This window comes from Paeniglutamicibacter sp. ZC-3 (genome assembly GCF_025847175.2).
Lineage (GTDB): Bacteria > Actinomycetota > Actinomycetes > Actinomycetales > Micrococcaceae > Paeniglutamicibacter > Paeniglutamicibacter sulfureus.
In genome coordinates this window covers 582931-601178 of sequence record NZ_JAOYTG010000001.1, presented here as the reverse complement: position 1 = coordinate 601178, position 18248 = coordinate 582931, and the positions used below count along the sequence as shown (strand labels likewise).

Annotated in this window: 13 protein-coding genes and 1 riboswitch; of the genes, 7 read left to right on the top strand and 6 right to left on the bottom strand. The window is 66.8% G+C overall.

The genetic code is table 11. The features are described from left to right. Positions 1-100: 100 nt before the first annotated feature. From OIU93_RS02670 to OIU93_RS02650, 5 genes are all read left to right on the top strand, one after another. Positions 101-1156 carry a zinc-dependent alcohol dehydrogenase family protein gene (locus OIU93_RS02670; protein WP_264268503.1) on the top strand — a complete coding sequence of 352 codons (1056 nt, stop codon included), beginning with the start codon at positions 101-103 and terminating at the stop codon, positions 1154-1156. Positions 1157-1331: 175 nt separating this feature from the next. Beyond that, positions 1332-2738 (top strand): Nramp family divalent metal transporter, encoded by a 1407-nt coding sequence (locus OIU93_RS02665; protein ID WP_264268502.1) that lies wholly within the window; start codon positions 1332-1334, stop codon positions 2736-2738. A gap of 37 nt (positions 2739-2775) precedes the next feature. Beyond that, positions 2776-3819, top strand: a complete 1044-nt coding sequence (locus tag OIU93_RS02660) for an L-idonate 5-dehydrogenase (protein ID WP_264268501.1) — start codon at positions 2776-2778, stop codon at positions 3817-3819. Positions 3820-4006: 187 nt separating this feature from the next. After that, positions 4007-4558: a hypothetical protein gene (locus tag OIU93_RS02655; RefSeq protein WP_264268500.1), complete on the top strand. Its 552-nt coding sequence runs from the start codon at positions 4007-4009 to the stop codon at positions 4556-4558. Further along, a complete protein-coding gene (locus OIU93_RS02650) occupies positions 4555-6729 on the top strand; it encodes a bifunctional polysaccharide deacetylase/glycosyltransferase family 2 protein (RefSeq protein ID WP_264268499.1) in 2175 nt (724 codons plus the stop codon). Before OIU93_RS02655 ends, OIU93_RS02650 begins: the two co-directional genes overlap by 4 nt. 90 nt (positions 6730-6819) lie before the next feature. Here OIU93_RS02650 and OIU93_RS02645 read toward each other — a convergent pair whose 3' ends face one another. After that, positions 6820-10152, bottom strand: coding sequence for a DEAD/DEAH box helicase (locus OIU93_RS02645; protein WP_264268498.1), 3333 nt, complete (start codon positions 10150-10152; stop codon positions 6820-6822). Positions 10153-10256: 104 nt separating this feature from the next. On the opposite strand from OIU93_RS02645, the gene OIU93_RS02640 reads away from it, so the two are divergent. Continuing rightward, positions 10257-11462: an LOG family protein gene (locus tag OIU93_RS02640; RefSeq protein ID WP_264268497.1), complete on the top strand. Its 1206-nt coding sequence runs from the start codon at positions 10257-10259 to the stop codon at positions 11460-11462. Then, positions 11459-12421 carry an ROK family protein gene (locus OIU93_RS02635; protein WP_264268496.1) on the top strand — a complete coding sequence of 321 codons (963 nt, stop codon included), beginning with the start codon at positions 11459-11461 and terminating at the stop codon, positions 12419-12421. The genes OIU93_RS02640 and OIU93_RS02635 overlap by 4 nt, the downstream gene beginning before the upstream one ends. Before the next feature lie 102 nt (positions 12422-12523). Here OIU93_RS02635 and OIU93_RS02630 read toward each other — a convergent pair whose 3' ends face one another. The 5 genes from OIU93_RS02630 to OIU93_RS02610 form a co-directional block, all read right to left on the bottom strand. Further along, a complete protein-coding gene (locus tag OIU93_RS02630) occupies positions 12524-13930 on the bottom strand; it encodes a DUF222 domain-containing protein (protein WP_264268495.1) in 1407 nt (468 codons plus the stop codon). Positions 13931-14125: 195 nt separating this feature from the next. Further along, entirely contained in the window at positions 14126-15229 is a 1104-nt protein-coding gene (locus OIU93_RS02625; RefSeq protein WP_264268494.1) for a VIT1/CCC1 transporter family protein, read from the bottom strand. A gap of 240 nt (positions 15230-15469) precedes the next feature. Further along, positions 15470-15742: a hypothetical protein gene (locus tag OIU93_RS02620; protein WP_264268493.1), complete on the bottom strand. Its 273-nt coding sequence runs from the start codon at positions 15740-15742 to the stop codon at positions 15470-15472. Between the two features lie 18 nt (positions 15743-15760). After that, positions 15761-15872: riboswitch (SAM riboswitch) on the bottom strand. 12 nt (positions 15873-15884) lie between these two features. Then, complete coding sequence (locus OIU93_RS02615) at positions 15885-16463, bottom strand: DinB family protein (protein WP_264268492.1); 579 nt, start codon at positions 16461-16463, stop codon at positions 15885-15887. A 127-nt stretch (positions 16464-16590) separates the two neighbouring features. Next, entirely contained in the window at positions 16591-18117 is a 1527-nt protein-coding gene (locus tag OIU93_RS02610; protein WP_264268491.1) for a sodium:solute symporter, read from the bottom strand. Positions 18118-18248: the final 131 nt, after the last annotated feature.

Sequence of the window (18248 nt, the reverse complement as noted above, 5' to 3'; positions counted from 1 at the left end):
TGCGCCTCTCCGCGGGAAGCCAGCGCTGGTATCCGAGTAGCGGCAGCAGGCTGGGCATAGAGTGGAACCATTGCCGGCCCACCACTTTGCGGAGGAACACATGCGCGCCACCCTGATCCACGGACCGCGGGACATCCGCGTCGAAAACTGCCCCGAGCCGACATTGCTCGCCGACACCGACGCCATCGTGCGCGTCACCGCCTCGTGCGTCTGCGGCTCGGACCTCTGGCCCTATCGCGGGGTCAGCCAAACGCCCAGGCCCCGGCGCATCGGCCACGAGTTCATCGGCCGCATCGAGGCGGTCGGCGAAGGGGTTTCAACCCTGGCCGTGGGCGACTTCGTGGTGGCGCCCTGGGCCAATAGCTGCGGCGCCTGCCCTCCGTGCCGCGACGGCGTCCAGGTCGCTTGCGAACACCGGGCCCATTGGGGCGGGGTGGACGAGCACGGGCTGCCCGTGGACGGCGGGCAAGGCGAGATGGTGCGGGTGCCCAATGCCGAGGGCACGCTCGTCGCGGTCCCCGGGGTCACGGAGCCCGACCAAGCGCTGTCCAAGTCGCTGTTGGCGCTCTCGGACGTCATGGGCACCGGCCACCACGCAGCCCTCGGGGCCCGTGTCGAGCCTGGCCGGAGCGTGGTGGTGGTCGGTGACGGGGCCGTGGGTTTGTGCGGGGTGCTCGCGGCCAAGCGACTGGGCGCCACGCGCATCATCGCCATGTCCCGGCACTCGGACCGCGCGGCACTGGCCAGGGAGTTCGGGGCCACCGACATTGTCGCCGAGCGCGGCGCCGAGGCGGCGGCGAAGGTGCGCGAGCTGCTCGGGGGTGTGCTGGCGGACTCCGTGCTCGAATGCGTCGGCACCGCCGAATCCATGGACCAGGCGTTGCGCTGCACCCGGCCCGGCGGTGCCCTGGGCTTCGTGGGCGTCCCGCACGGGGATGACCCGCTGCCGATGTCAGTGCTGTTCTCCAAGAACATCTCAGTGGCTGGCGGGGCCGCCAGTACCCGCGCCTATCTTCCCGAACTGCTCGTCGACGTGCTGGAAGGGAGCATCAACCCGGGCCTGGTCTTCGACTCGGTCATGGATCTCGAGCAGGCTCCGGAGGCGTACAGGGCAATGGATGAGCGTCGGGCCATCAAGGTGATGCTCATTCCGTAATCTGGGGGCCGGAGCGGACGTAGATTTGTTTCCGAGGTGCGTGGCTAATATCATACTTATTGGTTCTCTCGGCGATCGTCAATTGAGGTCAATACCCGGCCGGCACAGGAGGCCGCCGGGGAACCCCCGATGATTTCGGCCTTTCAAGGCCGGTTGCACACCTCAAAGGAGCGGTATGTCTATCACCACCCCCGAGTCGCGCCCGCTGGGCGACGAAACGGTCGACCCGTACGCGTTGGATCCCCGGTCCATCATGGACCCGCCCACCCGCTGGCGGGACAGGTTCAAGTTCCTTGGCCCGGGCATGATCACATCGGCCGCCGTCGTCGGTTCCGGCGAGCTGCTCACCGCCACCACGCTCGGTGCCAAGGCAGGTTTCATGCTGCTCTGGCTGGTGCTGGCTTCCACCTTCATCAAGGTATGGGTGCAGATCGAGTTGGGCCGCTGGTCCATTTCCACCGGCAAGGTCGCCGTCACCGGCTATGACGAGGTCCCGCCGCGGATCGGCAAGCGCGGCTGGATGGCCTGGCTCATCCTGCTGATGTTCGTGCAGTTCCTGACCAGCCAGGCCGGTGTCATCACCGCCTCGGCCTTCGCGTTCTCCTCGCTGCTGCCCATCGGGCCGGACCCGTACTCGTTCCTGTCCATCGGCACCTGGGTGGCCATCCTGGTGGTTATCGCCATCGCGATCCACCTGGGCAACAAGTACGTCGTGGTCGAGGGCATCTCCACGGTGCTGGTCTTCCTGGTGACGATCTTCGCCGTCGTGATGGTCTTCGCCATCCAAGGCACCGAATTCAGCTGGAACGTCGGCGACTTGGCCGACGGCATGCGCTTCCAGATCGCGTTGGGCTCCATCGGCGTGGCCCTGTCCATGTTCGGCCTCACCGGCGTGGGTGCCGGCGAGATCACCGCCTATACCTATTGGTGTGTGGAAAAGGGCTACGCCTCCTGGACCGGCCCCAACGACGGCTCCGAAGCCTGGGTCAAGCGGGCCCGCGGCTGGATCTCCGTGATGAAGCTCGATGCCTGGGTCTCCTGGGTCGTCTACACCGTATCCACCGCCGCCCTCTACATGCTCGGTGCCGCGGTGCTGCACCCGCAGGGCCTGGAGCCCAAGGGCGACGAGGTCATGACAACGATCTCCTCCATCTTCTCCACCAACGTCGGCCAATGGGGTGCCGTGGTGTTCCTGGTCGGTGCCGGCATCGCGCTGTTCAAGACCATCATCGCCAACGTTCCGTCGCTCGGCCGCCAGGTCGGCAACACCCTCGCTGTGTTCGGGGCCTTCGACTGGAACAACCGCAAACAGCGCGACCGCTGGATGCGCGTCATCATGATCGTGCTCCCCATCGTCTGGGGCTTGTTTGGCACCGTCGTCTCCTCGCCGCTGGCCCTGATTGTCCTGGCCGGCATCCTCAACGCCATCTTCCTGATGGGTGTCGCTGCGGCAACCATCTACCTCTCGCATAAGCAGACAGACCCGCGTGTCAAGGACGGCAAGGCCTTTACGGCCATGCTGGTCCTCTCCGCAGTCGCCGTGTTCTTCGTCGGCGTCATGGGTCTTGTCAACATGTTCTAATCCGCCTCACGGCGCAGTATCAAGGAGTACCTCTCACATGCAGGCAGTTGTTGTGCACGGCAAGGACGACCTGCGGGTCGAGGACATCGCGGATCCCGTCTGCGGCGCCGAGCAGGTCCTGGTGGCCATGGAATGGGGCGGGATCTGTGGGTCGGACATCGCCTATTGGAAGTCCGGCGCCTCGGGCACCGCGGTGCTCTCGGCCCCGCTGGTCCTGGGTCACGAGGTCTCCGGAACGGTCGCCGAAATCGGTCCCGACGCCGCTGCGGCGCTGGCGGCGCGCGGGATCGGCATCGGCAGCAACGTGACGATGCACCCCGCAACCCTGGTTGGCGAGCACCAGGTGCCCGCCGACACCGCGGACCGCACCAACCTGTGGCCCGAGGTGCGCTACTTCGGCTCGGCGGCATTCGAACCGCACGAGCAGGGCGGCTTCAGCCGCCTCCGCGCGGTGCGCCCCGAGCAGCTGCGCGTCGTGCCCGAGGGCGTCTCGCTCAAGGAAGCGGCACTGGCCGAGCCCTTCGCCGTGGCGCTGCATGCGGTGGCCCGCGCCGGAGACGTGGCGGGAAAGACGGTGCTGGTCAACGGCGCCGGACCGATCGGCGCGCTGGCGGTTGCGGCGGCCAAGGCCGCCGGGGCCGCCACGGTCATTGCCGCGGACCTCTCGGATGCTGCCCTGGACATTGCCGCGCGGATGGGAGCGGATCAGTGCGTGAACCCCGCGTCAGGCGGACTCCTGCCGCAGGACGTGGATGTGGCCATCGAGGCCTCCGGCGCCCCTCGGGCGCTGGGCGGCGTGATTGCCGCGGTGCGCCGCGGCGGGGTCATGGTGCAGGTCGGAAACCTGCCCGGCGGGGAAATCTCCGCGGCGCTGGGGAACATCGTGACCCGCGAGATCGACTACCGCGGTTCCTACCGCTTTGTCGATGAGATCTCCGAGGCGCTCGACCTCATGGCCTCCGGCGTGGACGTCTCACCGTTGATGACGCATGAGGTAACGCTTGCCGAGGCACTGGCCGGATTCGACCTCGCCGCCGACCGCTCCTCGGGTTCCTCCAAGGTCATGATTCGCCTGGGCTAGGGATACGGCTCCGGCTGGAATCCAGTACCTTGCACGGTGGCCCGCGGCTCCGCTGCACCGCCGGGCTCCGGTGCGCTTGGAGGACATAATCGCAGGTCAAATATGTGTCCTTGGGCACCGTTTCTTGCAATCGTGATGCTTTTGTGACCTTTGGGGCCGTGTACTACAGTAAATCCCGATGCCTGACTTGACTAAACCCCATGACCAAGCACCCTCCGCCGCAACGCATGAACCCATTTTTGTCGACCCGTCGGGCAGACGCCGACAGCAGGTCTTGACGGTCGGAGTCATCACCGTGGGATTCATGTCGATGTATGCCCTGGTGATGCTGTTCGCCTTGCTGGGAGGTTCCACGGTTGCGGCTCCGCCACTGCCCCCGCGGGCCGAAGCAGGCGCGGGAGCGGAAACGGTGGTGCTGCGGGAGCAACCCTCCACGAATCCATCGCCGGCACCGCTTCCCCGAGAGGCATCCACCGCTCGGAAAACGCCGGGTCCCGCCGCACCACAGCAGAGAACATCCGCGCCGAGCAGCGCAGCAGAGACCTCGGCCTCCGCACTGCGAACCGAAAGCGCCGATCCCGAAGGTACGGAAGCGCAGACGAGTGCCGAACCGACGGATCCTGCCCCAAGCACCGCCGTCGCGCAGAGCGCCCCCGGAAAGAGCGCAGCAGCCCCGGGGCGAAGTGACACCAAGCCGAGCCGGGCCACCGCCAAGCCGACGCGCGAGGCCCGGCCATGAGTTCGGGACGCCGCTCCAGGCGCCCCGCACGCAGCGACGGGATCGGGGCGCACTGGGTTCTCCTGTCGGCCGTCATGCTGACGCTGGGCCTGGCCTTGGCCATCCAGGGATACATCAACCACCCGGTGGACAGTGACGCTCCCCCCGGTTCCGCGCGCGCCTCCAACGCCGGAAACACCCCCGGTGCCGTCCTGGAGGGTGGCCCCATTGTGGATCCGCGGGGGGAGGGCGTGCGCACCACCGCACCGTCCGCCGACTCAGTGGCCCTGACGTTCAACAACGGGCCGGACCCGATGTGGACACCGAGGATCCTTGACACCTTGCGCGAGCACCGTGTCCATGCCACCTTCTTCGTGACCGGTTCCGCGGCCGTCAGGTACCCCGAGCTCATTCGTCGCATGTTAGCGGAGGGCCATGAGATCGGCATCCAGACGCTCACGAACAGCGACCTTGCCGCGGTGCCCGATTGGCGGCGCCAGCTTGAGATCCGCGGGGCACAGAAAGTCATCACGGGGATCACCGGGCACTCCCCGACCCTCTTGCGCCCGCCGGCCAGCTACGACAATGCGGCGCTCACCCAGGTCCAATGGAGCTTCATGGATACCGCCGCGGACGACGGGTACCTCACTGTCCTGAGCAGCCACGACAGCGCCGACAATGTCCGCCCCGGCGCCGAGGTGATCGCCGATCGGCTCACCATGCTGGAAGCGGCCGGGGAAGTGGTCCTGATGCACGACGGCGGCGGAAACAGGTCCCAGACCGTCGCCGCCCTTGATGCGGCCTTGGAAGGGGCGGCCGACCCGGGCCATCGCTTCACCACGGTCGGCGGCTCGATCGGCGTGGACAGCAGCCGGCCCGCATCCACCGCCGACACCGTCACGGGCCATGCCTTTGTGTGGGGAATCAGGATCACCGAGGCCGTCGTCGTGGCGATTTCCTGGGCGCTCGTGGCGGCCGGGGTGTTGACGCTGTTGCGGGCCGTTCTGGTGATGGTCGTGGCCGCCCGGCACAAACGCGCCGAGCGGCTGGGCCGCGAGGCCGAGCGCGACCGCGGGTGGTTCGAACTGCCGATGCGCAAGGAGATCCTCGAACCTGCCAGCGTGATCGTTCCCGCGTACAACGAGTCGGCCGGAATCGAAGCGGCAGTGCGGTCCATCGCCGCTTCGCACCACCCGGTGGAGGTCATCGTCGTTGACGACGGATCGACCGACGGCACCGCCGACATCGTCGAGTCCCTCGGGCTGCCCGGAGTGGTGGTCATCCGCAAGCAGAACGGCGGAAAGCCGTCCGCCTTGAACGCCGGCATTGCGGCGGCCAACCACGAACTGGTGGTGATGGTCGACGGCGACACCGTCTTCGAGCCCGACACCGTCCACCTCCTGCTCCAGCGTTTTGCTGATCCGAAGGTGGGCGCCATCTCCGGCAACACCAAGATTGCCAACCGCGGCGGCATCCTGGGCGCATGGCAGCACATTGAATACGTCGTCGGGTTCAATCTGGACCGCCGCCTGTTCGACGTCGCCGAATGCATGCCCACTGTCCCCGGCGCGATCGGGGCGTTCCGTCGCGAGGCACTGGACCGGGTGGGCGGCGTCAGCGACGACACCCTGGCCGAGGACACCGACCTCACCATGGCCTTGTCCCGCGACGGCTGGCGCGTCGTCTACGAGGACGAGGCGCTGGCCTGGACCGAGGCGCCTGCCACCCTCGGCGCCCTGTGGAAGCAGCGGTATCGCTGGTGCTACGGCACCTTGCAGGCGATGTGGAAGCACCGCGGGGCCATGGCCCAGTCGGGACCTGCCGGCAAGCTCGGGCGTCGGGGGATCGGCTACCTGATGGTCTTCCAGGTGCTGCTTCCGTTGTTCGCGCCGGTGGTCGATGTGTTCGCCATCTACGGGCTGGTCTTCCTGGATCCGCTCCGGATCGCCGTGGTCTGGACCCTCTTCCTGCTGATCCAACTGGTCATGGCCGGCTATGCGTTCAAGCTTGACCGCGAGCCCCTGCACGCCCTGTGGACGCTCCCGCTGCAGCAGTTCGTCTATCGGCAGCTGATGTACCTGGTGGTGATCCAGTCGGTGGTCACCGCGTTCACCGGTGTTCGCCTGCGTTGGCACCGGATGGAGCGCTACGGCAGCCTGCGGGTCCCGCAAGCCGCCCAGGAACGTTCCTAGGCCCGGAAGCCTTGCACTGCGCAACATGGTGCAGGCCCGGCGGGCGTCGTCCCCTCGATCAGGCATGTGGCCCCGAAACAACGGGAGGGATTAGCGCAGCAGCTCGCGGATGTCGTCCGCGTTGAGCACCTTGCCGAAGCCCGCGCCCTCGTCCATGACCGAGGAGATGAGCTGGCGCTTGGAGTCCTGCAGCGCCACCACCTTTTCCTCGATGGTGTTCTTGGCGACCATCCGGTAGACCATCACGTTGCGGGTCTGCCCGATGCGGTGCGCCCGGTCCACGGCCTGCGACTCGGCGGCGGGGTTCCACCACGGGTCCAGCAGGAAGCAGTAGTCGGCCTCGGTGAGGTTCAGCCCGAAGCCGCCCGCCTTCAGCGAGATCAGGAACACCGGGGCGACCCCGGACTTGAACGAGTCGATGACCTCGGCACGCTTGCGCGTGGACCCGTCCAGGTAGGCGTAGGGCACCCCCGCGGCATCCAACCGGTCAGCGGCCTTCTTCAGGAAGGAGGTGAACTGGGAGAAGATCAGCGCACGGTGGCCCTCGGCCAGCACGTCCTCCAGCTGTTCGAAGAGCACATCGAGCTTGGCGCTGGGCACGTGCGCGTACTCCGGGTCCACCAGCGAGGCATCGAGCGAGAGCATGCGCAGCAGGGTCAGGGACTGGAAGATCGTAAACCGGTTCTTGTCCATGTCATCGACCAGGCGCAGCACCTTCTGGCGCTCGCGCTGCAGGTGCGTGTCGTAGACCCGGCGATGCTCCTCGCCCAGCTCCACGTGCAGTACCTGTTCCTGCTTCGGCGGCAGGTCGGTGACCACCGCGTCCTTGGTCCTGCGCAACATGAACGGGCGGATCCGACGGCGCAGGCGCACCAGCGGCTCGGCCAGTCCCTGGCGCTCGATGGGGCGCTGGTAGTTCTCCGCAAAGCGCACGGCCGAGGGGAAGAGCCCGGGGGAGACGATGGCGAAGATCGACCAGAGCTCCATGAGGTTGTTCTCCATGGGCGTGCCGGTGATCGCCAGCTTGAAGCGGGCGGGCATGTCCCTGGCCACATGGTGTGCCTTGGTGGCCTTGTTTTTCACGAACTGCGCCTCGTCCAGGATCAGCCCGGCCCAGGGGATGTCCGCATACGCGTCGTCGTCCAGGCGCAGCAGCGTGTAGGAGGTGACGACCACGTCGTAGTCCTTGGCCAACTGTGCCAGCGAGGCGGCGGCGCGCGACTCGGTGTCGGTGATGGCCACGACCCGCAGGGACGGGGCGAAGCGCGCCGCCTCGTCCTTCCAGTTGGAGACCACCGAGGTGGGGGCGACCACCAGGAAGGGAGCGCGTACGCCGGCCTGGGGGCTGATGCCCTCGAACGCCGCGGGGTTCTCCCACACCTGGTGCGCGTGCAGGATCAGCGCCAGGGTCTGCAGGGTCTTGCCCAGGCCCATGTCATCGGCCAGCACCCCGCCCAGGCCGTTGCGCCACAGCGTGGCCAGCCAGCCGAAGCCCTCCACCTGGTAGGGGCGCAGCGTCGCATTCAGCGTCGGGGGCAGGTCGGCCACCTCGGTGGTCTTCAGGTTCACCAGCGAGTTCAGCGCGCCCACCCACGCGTCGGGTCCCTCGATGCGGGAGGCCAGGTCCTCCAGCTCCTCCCACATGGAGAACTGGTAGGGGGTCAGCGAGATGTCCGCTTCCTTGTCCTTCATGTCCCGCAGCCCTCCGGCCTCGGAGACCAGGGCGCGCAGCTTGTCAAAGAGCGGATCAGCCAGGGAGAAGTAGCTGCGGTCAGGCATCAACAGCTTGGTGTGTCCCTGGATCAGGGCACGCAGGATGTCGGCAAAGGGGATCTGCCGCTCGCCGATGGAGATCAGCAGGCCCAGGTCGAACCAGTCGCGGCGGTCCGATTCCACCGTGGTGATGACCAGCTCCGGCGCCTCGGTGAGTTCGTGGAATTCCGGGCGGGTCCCGGCCTCCGAGAGCACCAGGTCCTCGACCTCGGTGAGCTCCGGCAGCACGCGGCGCACGAAGTCAATGACCTCCAGGCCCTGGAAGTGCCGGGGCCCGAGCACCGAGGACTCGAAGGCGGGGTGCCGGTTCAGGATCTCCAGCACCGCCGATTCCAGGGCGGACTCCACCAGGGTGTCGCGGTCTGCGGCATCCACGACCATGCCGTTGTAGTCGAAGACCCAGTCCACGTCGACGGTTTCCCGCGAGCCGTAGCGGATCTTGGCCACCAGCTTGGGCGGCAGCACGGGGGGCAGCTCGACGGAGGCGTCGGGGCTGGTCACGCGCAACTTGCGGGCCAGTCGCGGGTAGACGCGGGAGAAGAACTCCTCGGTTTCCGCCGCCGGCACGTTCAGGGTCTCGGGGTGGTGCAGCATGGCCAGCTCGCTATGGCTGAGCCCGCCGGGGACCTGGCCCAGGAAGATCTCGCTCTGGTCCTCGTTGGCAACGTACACGCCGTGGCTGCCGATGGAACCGGCGGCGGTGTGCGCATCGAGGATGAAGCCGTGCCCGCCCAGGGACACCGAGGGGGCCAGCGCCAGGCCATCCTCGGCCGCGCGGGTGCCCAGTGCCACCTGGGCCGGTGAAGCCAGCAGGATCCTGGTGTACGTCCGGGTTCCCACCAGCGCCACGCCCAGGGACCTGGCCTCGGCCAGCAGTTCCCAGAGCAGTGCCGAGGAATACTCGTCGAGGTACAGCCAGTCGTTGTCCTCGCCGAAGTAGAGTTCGCCCTTGGCTCGGTAGAGCGGCACGAACTGGCAGAACCAGCGGTGCTGTTCGACATCCAGGTTCAACCCGAAGGTCTTGAAGCTGATGGTGTTCCAGCGCAGGTTCGACCGCGCCCAGCGGTCGGACCCGGAACGCACCACCGGGCGGACGCCCAGGCGCCAGCGCCGGGAGGCGACCTTCAGCTGCCCCACCCCGGAACCCGGGGCCCACTGCTGGTGTGCCGAAAGCGTGGTGTCCTGCAGCTCGAACTGCAGGCCCATCTGCAGCACCGGGTGCTTGGAGTTGGGTCCGCCCAGGGACTTGGCGGCTGCCGGGGCCGGGGCAAGCAGTTGCTGCAGGGACTGCTGCCACGCCGGGACCGCGACGGCGGTGTTGCGGTACACCACGTCCTTGGCCCGCAAGTGCATGGAATTGGAGTAAATAAGCACGGCGGCCACGTGGCGGCACTTGGGCGCATCGCCGCAGTTGCAGGTGGCGTCGTCGATGACGCGCTCGCCCTTTTTCATTGCCAGCGTGATGCCCACGCCGCAAGCGGGTTCGCCGTCCTCGGACACCGTCCCGGACAGGTTCTGCTGATCCGGATCCCACAGGAACTCGCTCAGAGCGGCGTCGGTGGCCAGCACCTTGCCGCGTGTGAAGGAGACACCGCCAACGACACGCAGGATTTCACGCGCATCGACCATGGGAAAAGCAGATTCGGTCATCCTCCTATCGTTTCACGTCTGGCACCCCAGCACGAACCGCGACCGGGCGGAAGTGGACGACCAATGCGGGCCCTGGCCGTGAAATTCGCCTAGTCTTTGATGTCATGGACAGCACTCCGGCCTTGCACCCGCTCCCGCGCGTCATCGAGATTGCGTCGCTGGCCGATTTCGACAGGCACGCAGCGGCCGCTCTGGCCCTCACCGACAAACGCCTGGCCGCTTCCATGCACGGCTGGCACGTGCAATCCGTTGACCTGCGTGCCCGGGGCGCGATGCTGGAAAAACTGCGGGCCGCCGGTTCGGTGTTCATGGGGTGCGAGATCGAGGGCAAGATCGAGCGCCGCTTGCGCGGGGGAGGGGCGCTGGTTTTCCCCGAGATCCCGGGCCTGCCTTTCGATCCCTATCGCGGGGAACTGTACTCCGGAGGCGAACTTTATGCGGGGTTGGAGACCGGGTCCTACGAAACGGTCCCGGATGCGCGGATCTACGCCTGGCTCTCGCACCGCTACGGGGCCGGGGCGCACGACGCGTTGAACGCGGCCCTTTCCTCCACGCTGCACGACCATGCCATCGGCGCGCGGCTCGAATCGCAGATCCGCGACGGGGCACTGGCCCATGCTCCGCTGGTCGGCGTCATGGGAGGTCATGCGCAACAGCGCGGCAGCGACGGTTACGCGACGGCGGCCCGACTCGGCTACGCGCTCTCCGGTGCGGGGTTCATCGTCGCCACCGGCGGCGGGCCCGGAGCCATGGAGGCAGCAAACCTGGGCGCCTATCTGGGCGCGGGCAGCACCGAGAACCTTGCCGAGGCGCTGGAAATGCTGGCGGTCGAGCCCGGGTTCGCTTCGTCGGTGACCCGCTGGGCGCGGGCCGCCGCACGCGTGCGCGAACGCTGGCCCGTGGGCCTGGCGAACCTGGGGATCCCGACCTGGTTCTACGGCCATGAGCCACCGAACATGTTCGCCACCCACATTGCCAAGTACTTCGCCAATGCCACCCGCGAGGCGGTGCTGTTGGAAAAATGCTCCGGAGGAATCGTGTTCATGCCCGGGGCAGCGGGGACCGTGCAGGAAATCTTCCAGGACGCCTGCGAGAACTTTTACGGGGCGGCCGGCAGCATCAGCCCGATGGTGCTGGTGGGAGTCGATTATTGGACCCGGACGCTGCCGGCCTACCCGTTGCTGGTGGACCTGGCCCGCGGTCGGGCCATGGAGGACATGGTCTTCCTGGTGGACGAGCCGTCCGAGGCAGTGCGCATTTTGGTGGAGCTCAACGATGGTTCGATTTCCGGCGTACGGGGACTGGCATGAGGACAGAGGCTGCTGCCATCGGCATCGACATCGGTGGCACCAAGATTGCCGCGGGTCTGGTCGACGGCCAGGGCCGGGTTTCACGGCGGACCCGCCATGCGACCGTCGGGCATGACCCCGACGCGGTGCTGGACACCGTGGCTTCCCTGGTCGCAGAGCTTGGCGCGGGGCACCCTCAGGCCGCGGTGGGCGTGGGGGCGGCAGGTTGGATGGATCCGGCCGGCGACACCGTGCTGTTCTCCCCACACCTGGCCTGGCGCAGCGAGCCGTTGCGCGCGAAGCTCGAGGCTGCCACCGGAAGGCAAGTGCTGCTGAGCAATGATGCGGACGCCGCCGGCTGGGCCGAGTACCGTTTTGGTGCCGCCCGCGGGCAGGACCATGTGGTGTGTCTGACCCTCGGCACAGGAATCGGTGGGTCGATCGTCATTGACGGGAAGCTGCAGCGCGGCAGGTTCGGGGTGGCTGCCGAATTCGGGCACCAAACGATTGTGCCTGGCGGTCAACGTTGCGCCTGCGGGAACCGGGGATGCTGGGAACAATACGCGTCGGGCAATGCGCTGGCCCGCGAGGGGCGCAGCCTCATGGCGGTCCATTCGCCGGTGGCCCATGCGCTGCGCGAAGCCGTCGGGAACGATCCCCACCTGGTGACAGGGGAAATTGTCACGTCGCTTGCCGCCGCCGGGGATCCGGCATGCCGCGAATTGCTCATCGAGGCAGGCCAATGGCTGGGCCGGGGGATAGCGAACCTGGCCGCCGTATTGGACCCGGGAATCTTCGTCATTGGTGGCGGGCTGGGCGCCGCGGTTCCGTTGCTGGTGGAAACCGCAGAGGCGACTTATCGCGAAAATCTCAGCGGGCGCGGATACCGGCCCTTTGCACAGGTAGCCCGTGCGGAGCTAGGCCCGGATGCCGGACTGGTGGGTGCCGCAGACCTGGCCCGCACCGCGCTCGCCGACTGATTCTTGGACTCGGGCAGCCCTGGCCTCATGGGTGTGCCGGGGATGCGTGGCTGCATCCCCGGTGGCGTTGGGTGTGGATTTCCCGCCCGTGGCGGCGGGCGGCTAAATCCGCTGGGGTGGCCGGCGACTGCCGGTGCCGGGCCGCGGTGGCGGGGCCGTGGAGGTGTAGCTGTGGCCGCTCGGGGTGGTGATTTTGAAGGAATGGCGGCCTCGTCCGGGCAGAGGCTCCTCGTGCCATCCGGGCGCTTCCTTGGTCCGGTTGCATGTTCGACAGCGGCCAGAACCATTGATCTCGGTGGTCTTCCCGTTGCGGCGAACCTGCACGACGTGGTCGAGTTCCTCGATGCGGCCGTTGCAGTGAGGGGTGCGGCAGCGTTGGTCGCGGAGGGTGATGAAGCGCTTGAGGTTTCCGGCGAAGCTGCGGGCGGCCGAATCCATCGCGACCAATTTGCCGGTGTCCGGGGCTGCATAGAGGCGCCGGTACCAGGTGTTCAGTGGGTGCTCTGGGTCGCCGGCCACCAGTGACCGGGCCCTGGTGGCGCTGATGTATCCGTGGCCCGGGATCAGTGCCGGTTCATCACTGGCACCGGTGAGGCTTTCCGGGTCCATCATCAGCAACAGCTCCACCGGCCTGGAGCCGGTGGCCTTGGTGTCGGTGATCGCCTCGAAGACGGTGTCTGCCGCGACCTGGGCGTTGGTGCGGTCGTCCCCGGGCTCCCGGGGGCGTTCCATTTCGCGGTTGAGGACCTGCAGGATGGGAACGCCCTGGTCCAGCGGGAAGTCACCGACGATCCGCACGGTGTTTTCGTTCACTTGGTAGCCGCTGACATACCGCTTCTCGGTGGCGTCTTCTTCCTCTTGTTCGGCGGTTTCAGGTTCAAGGACGAGGGCCCAGTAGTTGACCAGCTCACGCAGCGACGCAGTTCCGGCCTCGAAGCAGGTGTGGGTGTCCTCCCACAGCAGCTCGTCGATCATTCTCCGGTTTTCGATCTTGAGGCTCCGGGTGCCGCTGATTACCACGTGCGCCTGGTCCCAAGTCATGATGCCGCGGCGCAGCCCCTGGTGGCAGTGTGGCAGGTCTTCGGCAAGTATCCGGAAGTCGTTCGTGCGTTTGGTTCCGCTTTTCGGGGACAAATGCAGCATCAGGGCTACGTCCCCGCTTGAGCCCCATGCGGGGTTTTTCTCCCTGACCCCGGCGCGCTGTCGATCGGCGACCAAGGAATCCTGGTAGGCGACGCTGTGGTCGGCCTGCTTCGCCGTGGCGGCGCATTTCAAGGTTTCCAGTGCGCCGACGGCGGTCACCGCCTCATGGGTTCCTGTCAGTACCGGGGCTCCGTTCACCGCGGCGGCCAGGGACAGGATCCCGTCGGTGCCGGTGCGGGCCAAGTGTTCGGCAACCAGTGCGTCCATGTCCGCCCCGTCGTGCAATAGCGCATCGTAGCCCAGGTCCCTGACGGCACCACCGGTGGTGCCGTCAGAAGGGGTACCGCTCGATGACGTCGTTGCCATACTTCAATTTTAGAACCAGTCACCGACAATTGGAAGATATTTTCATGAATATTAGAAAATGTGTTCTAGTAAGGATCGTGGGCGACTGCGTTCCCGGCGAGTGCCATCCCGTTCGGGCACAGCGAGGAAAGAGTGCCGCCGGATCCCCGATCCATGAAAGTGGCGGCACGTGCCGGTGTCCCTGCAGTGGTGCCGCTAAGCCACGGAGCTGCCGAAGAGCAGTCCGAGGACGTAGGTGACCGCGGCGGCGCCCAAGCCGATGGCCAGCTGCCGCAGTCCGCGCTTGGCCGGGGAAGCGCCGGAAAGCAATCCGACCACGCCCCCGGTCGCCAGCAGGGCGATGCCCACCAGCACGGCGGAGAGCAGGATCGCGGGGGTGCCTTCCATGCCGAAAATGAACGGAAGGATCGGGATGACTGCCCCGGAGGCAAAGAAGCAGAAGGACGCGGAAGCCGCACCCATGGCGGAGCCGATTTCCTCGTGTTCCCGGCTATCGGCGGCAACCGTGAGCTCGGACCGGAGCGACGTGGAGGGGTTGCAGTCGCAGGAGTAGATGCCCATGCGTTCGGCGGCCCGGTGTGCTGCGTCCTCGTCGCTCATGCCTCGGGCCTTGTAGACCAAAACCAGCTCGTTGGCATCCAGATCGAGGTCCGGCGCCGCGGCCAGGGTCACCTCCGTGGGCTTGGAAGCCGAGAGCAGCTCGCGCTGGGAACGCACCGAGACGTATTCGCCCGCGGCCATCGACAGGGCCCCGGCCAGCAGCCCGGCAATGCCGGAGAAGAGCACGAAGGAGGTTGCCACGCCCGTGGCGCCGATGCCCATGACCAAGGCCAGGTTGGACACCAGGCCGTCGTTGGCTCCGAAGACCGCCGCCCGGAAGTTGCCTGAAAGCCGGTTGCGGCCGCGGGTGGCCAGGCCGCGCACGACCTCCTCGTGGACGAGTTCGTCGGCGGCCATCTGGCGACTGGCATCGGTGTCTGCGGCATAGGGGGAGTTGCCCTCGGCGCGCTGGGCCAGGGCCAGGACGAAGACCGAGCCGAAGTGCCGGGCCAGGAAGCGGAGCATGGTGCGCCGGATCGAGGGCCGGGTGCGCTTGTCGGCGTTCTCGCCCAGCAGCGAGCGCCAGTGTTCCTCGTGTCGGGTTTCGGCGGCTGCCAGTCCCAGCAGGACTGCGCGTTCCTCACCCTGGCGCTTGTTGGCCAGTTCGCGGTAGACCGCGCCCTCGGCGATTTCGTCGGCCAGGTACTGGCGCCAGCGCTTGATCTGCGCGTGAGTGGGGGTCGGCGCTTGTTGCGTCATGCTCTCATCCTCATGTGGGCGTTCACGGCCTCGGGAGGCCATGCGATGGAGAGGCCCAGCAGGATTTCTTTTTGGGTACGTTGAGCCTCGGGCCACCAATGTGTGGACCGAAGGTCTCGTTCGCCCGGGCCGGGCTGGATTGCCCGTGGCCCCGGGTGGATTGCCGGGTTACAACGCTGTAACCAGTATGTCGACGCACCGCTGTCCCGCCGTGCCGGCGGGTCTGGGAACTACTCCCCTTCAACCCACGAGTGTAGCCGTTGGCAGGACAAGTGAAAATTCGTTGAGACTAAAAAACAACGCCTGTCCGGCGGGCTTTCCGGCCCGGGGGATGCGCACCGACAGCTCCCTCGCGTGGGCGTCGAAGCGCGGCGAGCCGACGGCATTGGCCAGGGCCGCGGCCAGCGAAGGTGCGTCCGCAACGTGGTAGCTGTGCCAGGATCCGGCAAGGCGCAGCTCGACGACCGCACGGTGGACATCGAGCAGGGGCAAAACGGGGATGGAAGGTGCCATGTGGGGGCGAAAGCCTTTCGTGAGCTCTTGCCGGGGCCAAGTGGTCCGCGACCGCTTCTTCATCCGAACCACCCATGAACCTGGGGTTGGTGCGCGTCTGAGTCGGAGCTTGCCGACGCGTCTCGTGAAGCTGTGGTCCACTTTACCGTGATTCGGAGGCCCGCAAGATATTTGCGTGCAATTGCGTCCAGGCAGCGGGGTCGTAGGGAGGAATGTTGGTGTTGTCCCGGCGCATCCCGGTGGAACCGTCGATGAGCTCCCGCACGATGTCGGCATGGCCCGCATGGCGTGCGGTCTCCACGTTCATGTGCAGCAGCAGGCGTCCGAGCGTGGTGTCGCGTTTCTCCGGCACCCACCAGGAAACCGTGGCCGGTGCATCCAGGGGGAGGGCTGCGATGTTGTGGTTTGCTGCGGCGATGGCGCGGCGGTAGAAATCGAGGATCTCGGAGCAGGGGACATCGGCGGGCACCCACATGTCGGCGCTGACTTCCGGATCGGCCATCAGCGCGTCGTGGCGTTCATCCTCGACCGTGAACCCGAGGCATTCGACGAAGTAGCCGTACTCGACGGTGGCCAGATGCTGGATCAGGCCCAGGATGTTGGTGCCCGTCCCGACCATGGGGCGGGTCATTTCCTGCTCGCTGAGGCCCTCGACCTTCCAGAGCATGGCTTCGCGCGTGCTGTCCAGGTACGTGGTGAGGTGGTCCTTGAGATTGTCCATGCGGCCCAGCCTAGGAGCGACGGGGCCCGCCGGGGAAGGGCTGCGGCGAAAGGAAGGAGCCCGTCTTCGCGCGCAGTGCGCGGAGACGGGCTCCCTTCGGGATGCGGTCCGTGCCGTGAATCCGGTGCTAGCGGCCGGCGATCTCGTTGAGTTCCGCGCCCTCGGCGTCGGCATGGCCGGCGACCCGGGCGTTCCAGCGGGTGATGACCGCCGCGGAGGTGGGGCGCGTGATCAGGGAGACCACGATGAAGGTCAGTGCCGAGGCAATCAATCCGAAGTAGATTGGCTCGTTCGCGTAGATGCCGTCAAAGCGCTGTTCGGCCTGGATTTCCAGGACGATCATGGTGCCCAAGGTGACAATGGTTCCGGCAGCCATCGAGGCGGCGGCCCCCAGCCCGTTCCCGCGCTTCCAGACCAGCCCGCCGATGATGGCCACCAGCAGGCCGCCCACCAGGATGTCGTAGGCAATGGTCAGTGCCGCGACCACGTCGGAGACCATGATGGCCAGCACGATCGAGACAATGCCCAGCAGCAGCACCCAGATGCGGTTGGCACGCACGTCGTGCTCCGGGTTTTCGTTGGTGTTCACCTTCACGTGCCTGCCGAACCAGCTGGCCACGAACGGGGTGACGTCGGTGCGGGCCACTGTGGCAGCGGCAATCAGCGCGCCGGAGGCAGTGGACATCATGGCTGCCACAGCGGCCGCCAGCACCAGTCCGCCGACGGCGACGGGCAGCAGCTGAGTGGCGACCTCCGCGTAGACCACGTCCTTGTTGGTGTCAGCGCCGATGATCTCCGGCAAGGCGACCTTGGCGGCCATGCCGATGATGGCGCCGGCTGCCCCGTAGAGCACGCAGTAGATGCCGGCGGTGGTGCCGCCCCAGCGGGCCACCTTCGGGGTCTTGGCGGTGAACACGCGCTGCCAGATGTCCTGGCCGATGAGCAGGCCCAGGGTGTAGACCACGAAGTAGGTGATGATCGTCTGGACGCCGATGCCGGTGAAGCTGAAGAACTCCGCCCCGACGCGTTCGCGGATCCCTGACATGCCGCCGGCTGCGTTCAGTGCGAAGGGCAGCATCAGGAAGAAGATGCCCACGGTCTTGATGACGAACTGGACCTGGTCGGCCAGGGTGATCGACCACATGCCGCCAATGGTGGAGTAGATGACCACGATGACCCCGCCGATGGCGATGGCCAGCCAGCGCTCCCAGCCGAACAGGACCACGAAGATCGTCGCATAGGCGCTGGTGGAGGTTGCGCAGAGCATCAGTGTGTAGGCGAGCATGACGATGCCCGAGGTGTTGGTTGCCGACTTGCTGCCGTAGCGCAGGGTGAGCATCTGCGAGACGGTGAAGATCTTCAGGCGCTGCAGGGTGGGTGCGAAGAGCAGCGAGAGCAGGATGACGCCGGCGCCGATGGCCACGACCAGCCACATGCCGGAGATCCCGAACTTGTAGCCCAGGCCGACGCCGCCGACGGTGGAGGCCCCGCCCAGGACGACCGCCGCCATCGTGCCGGTGTACAGGAACGGGCCGAGCCGCCTGCCGGCCACGAGGTAGTCGCTGCTGTTCTTGGTGCGCGATTTTCCCCACCAGCCGAAGATGAGCATAGCCGCCAAATAGACGGCAACGATCGTGCCATTGATGAATTCCATGGGGGAGCCTTTGCTGGGAATGAACTGGGGTGCAATTCTGGGATGCCTAGGGGTAAACTTTTGTTGTTCTACAGGCTAATGTGAGGTGTCGCACACGTCAATTGCACCTAAGCTGTATGAACGCAATATTT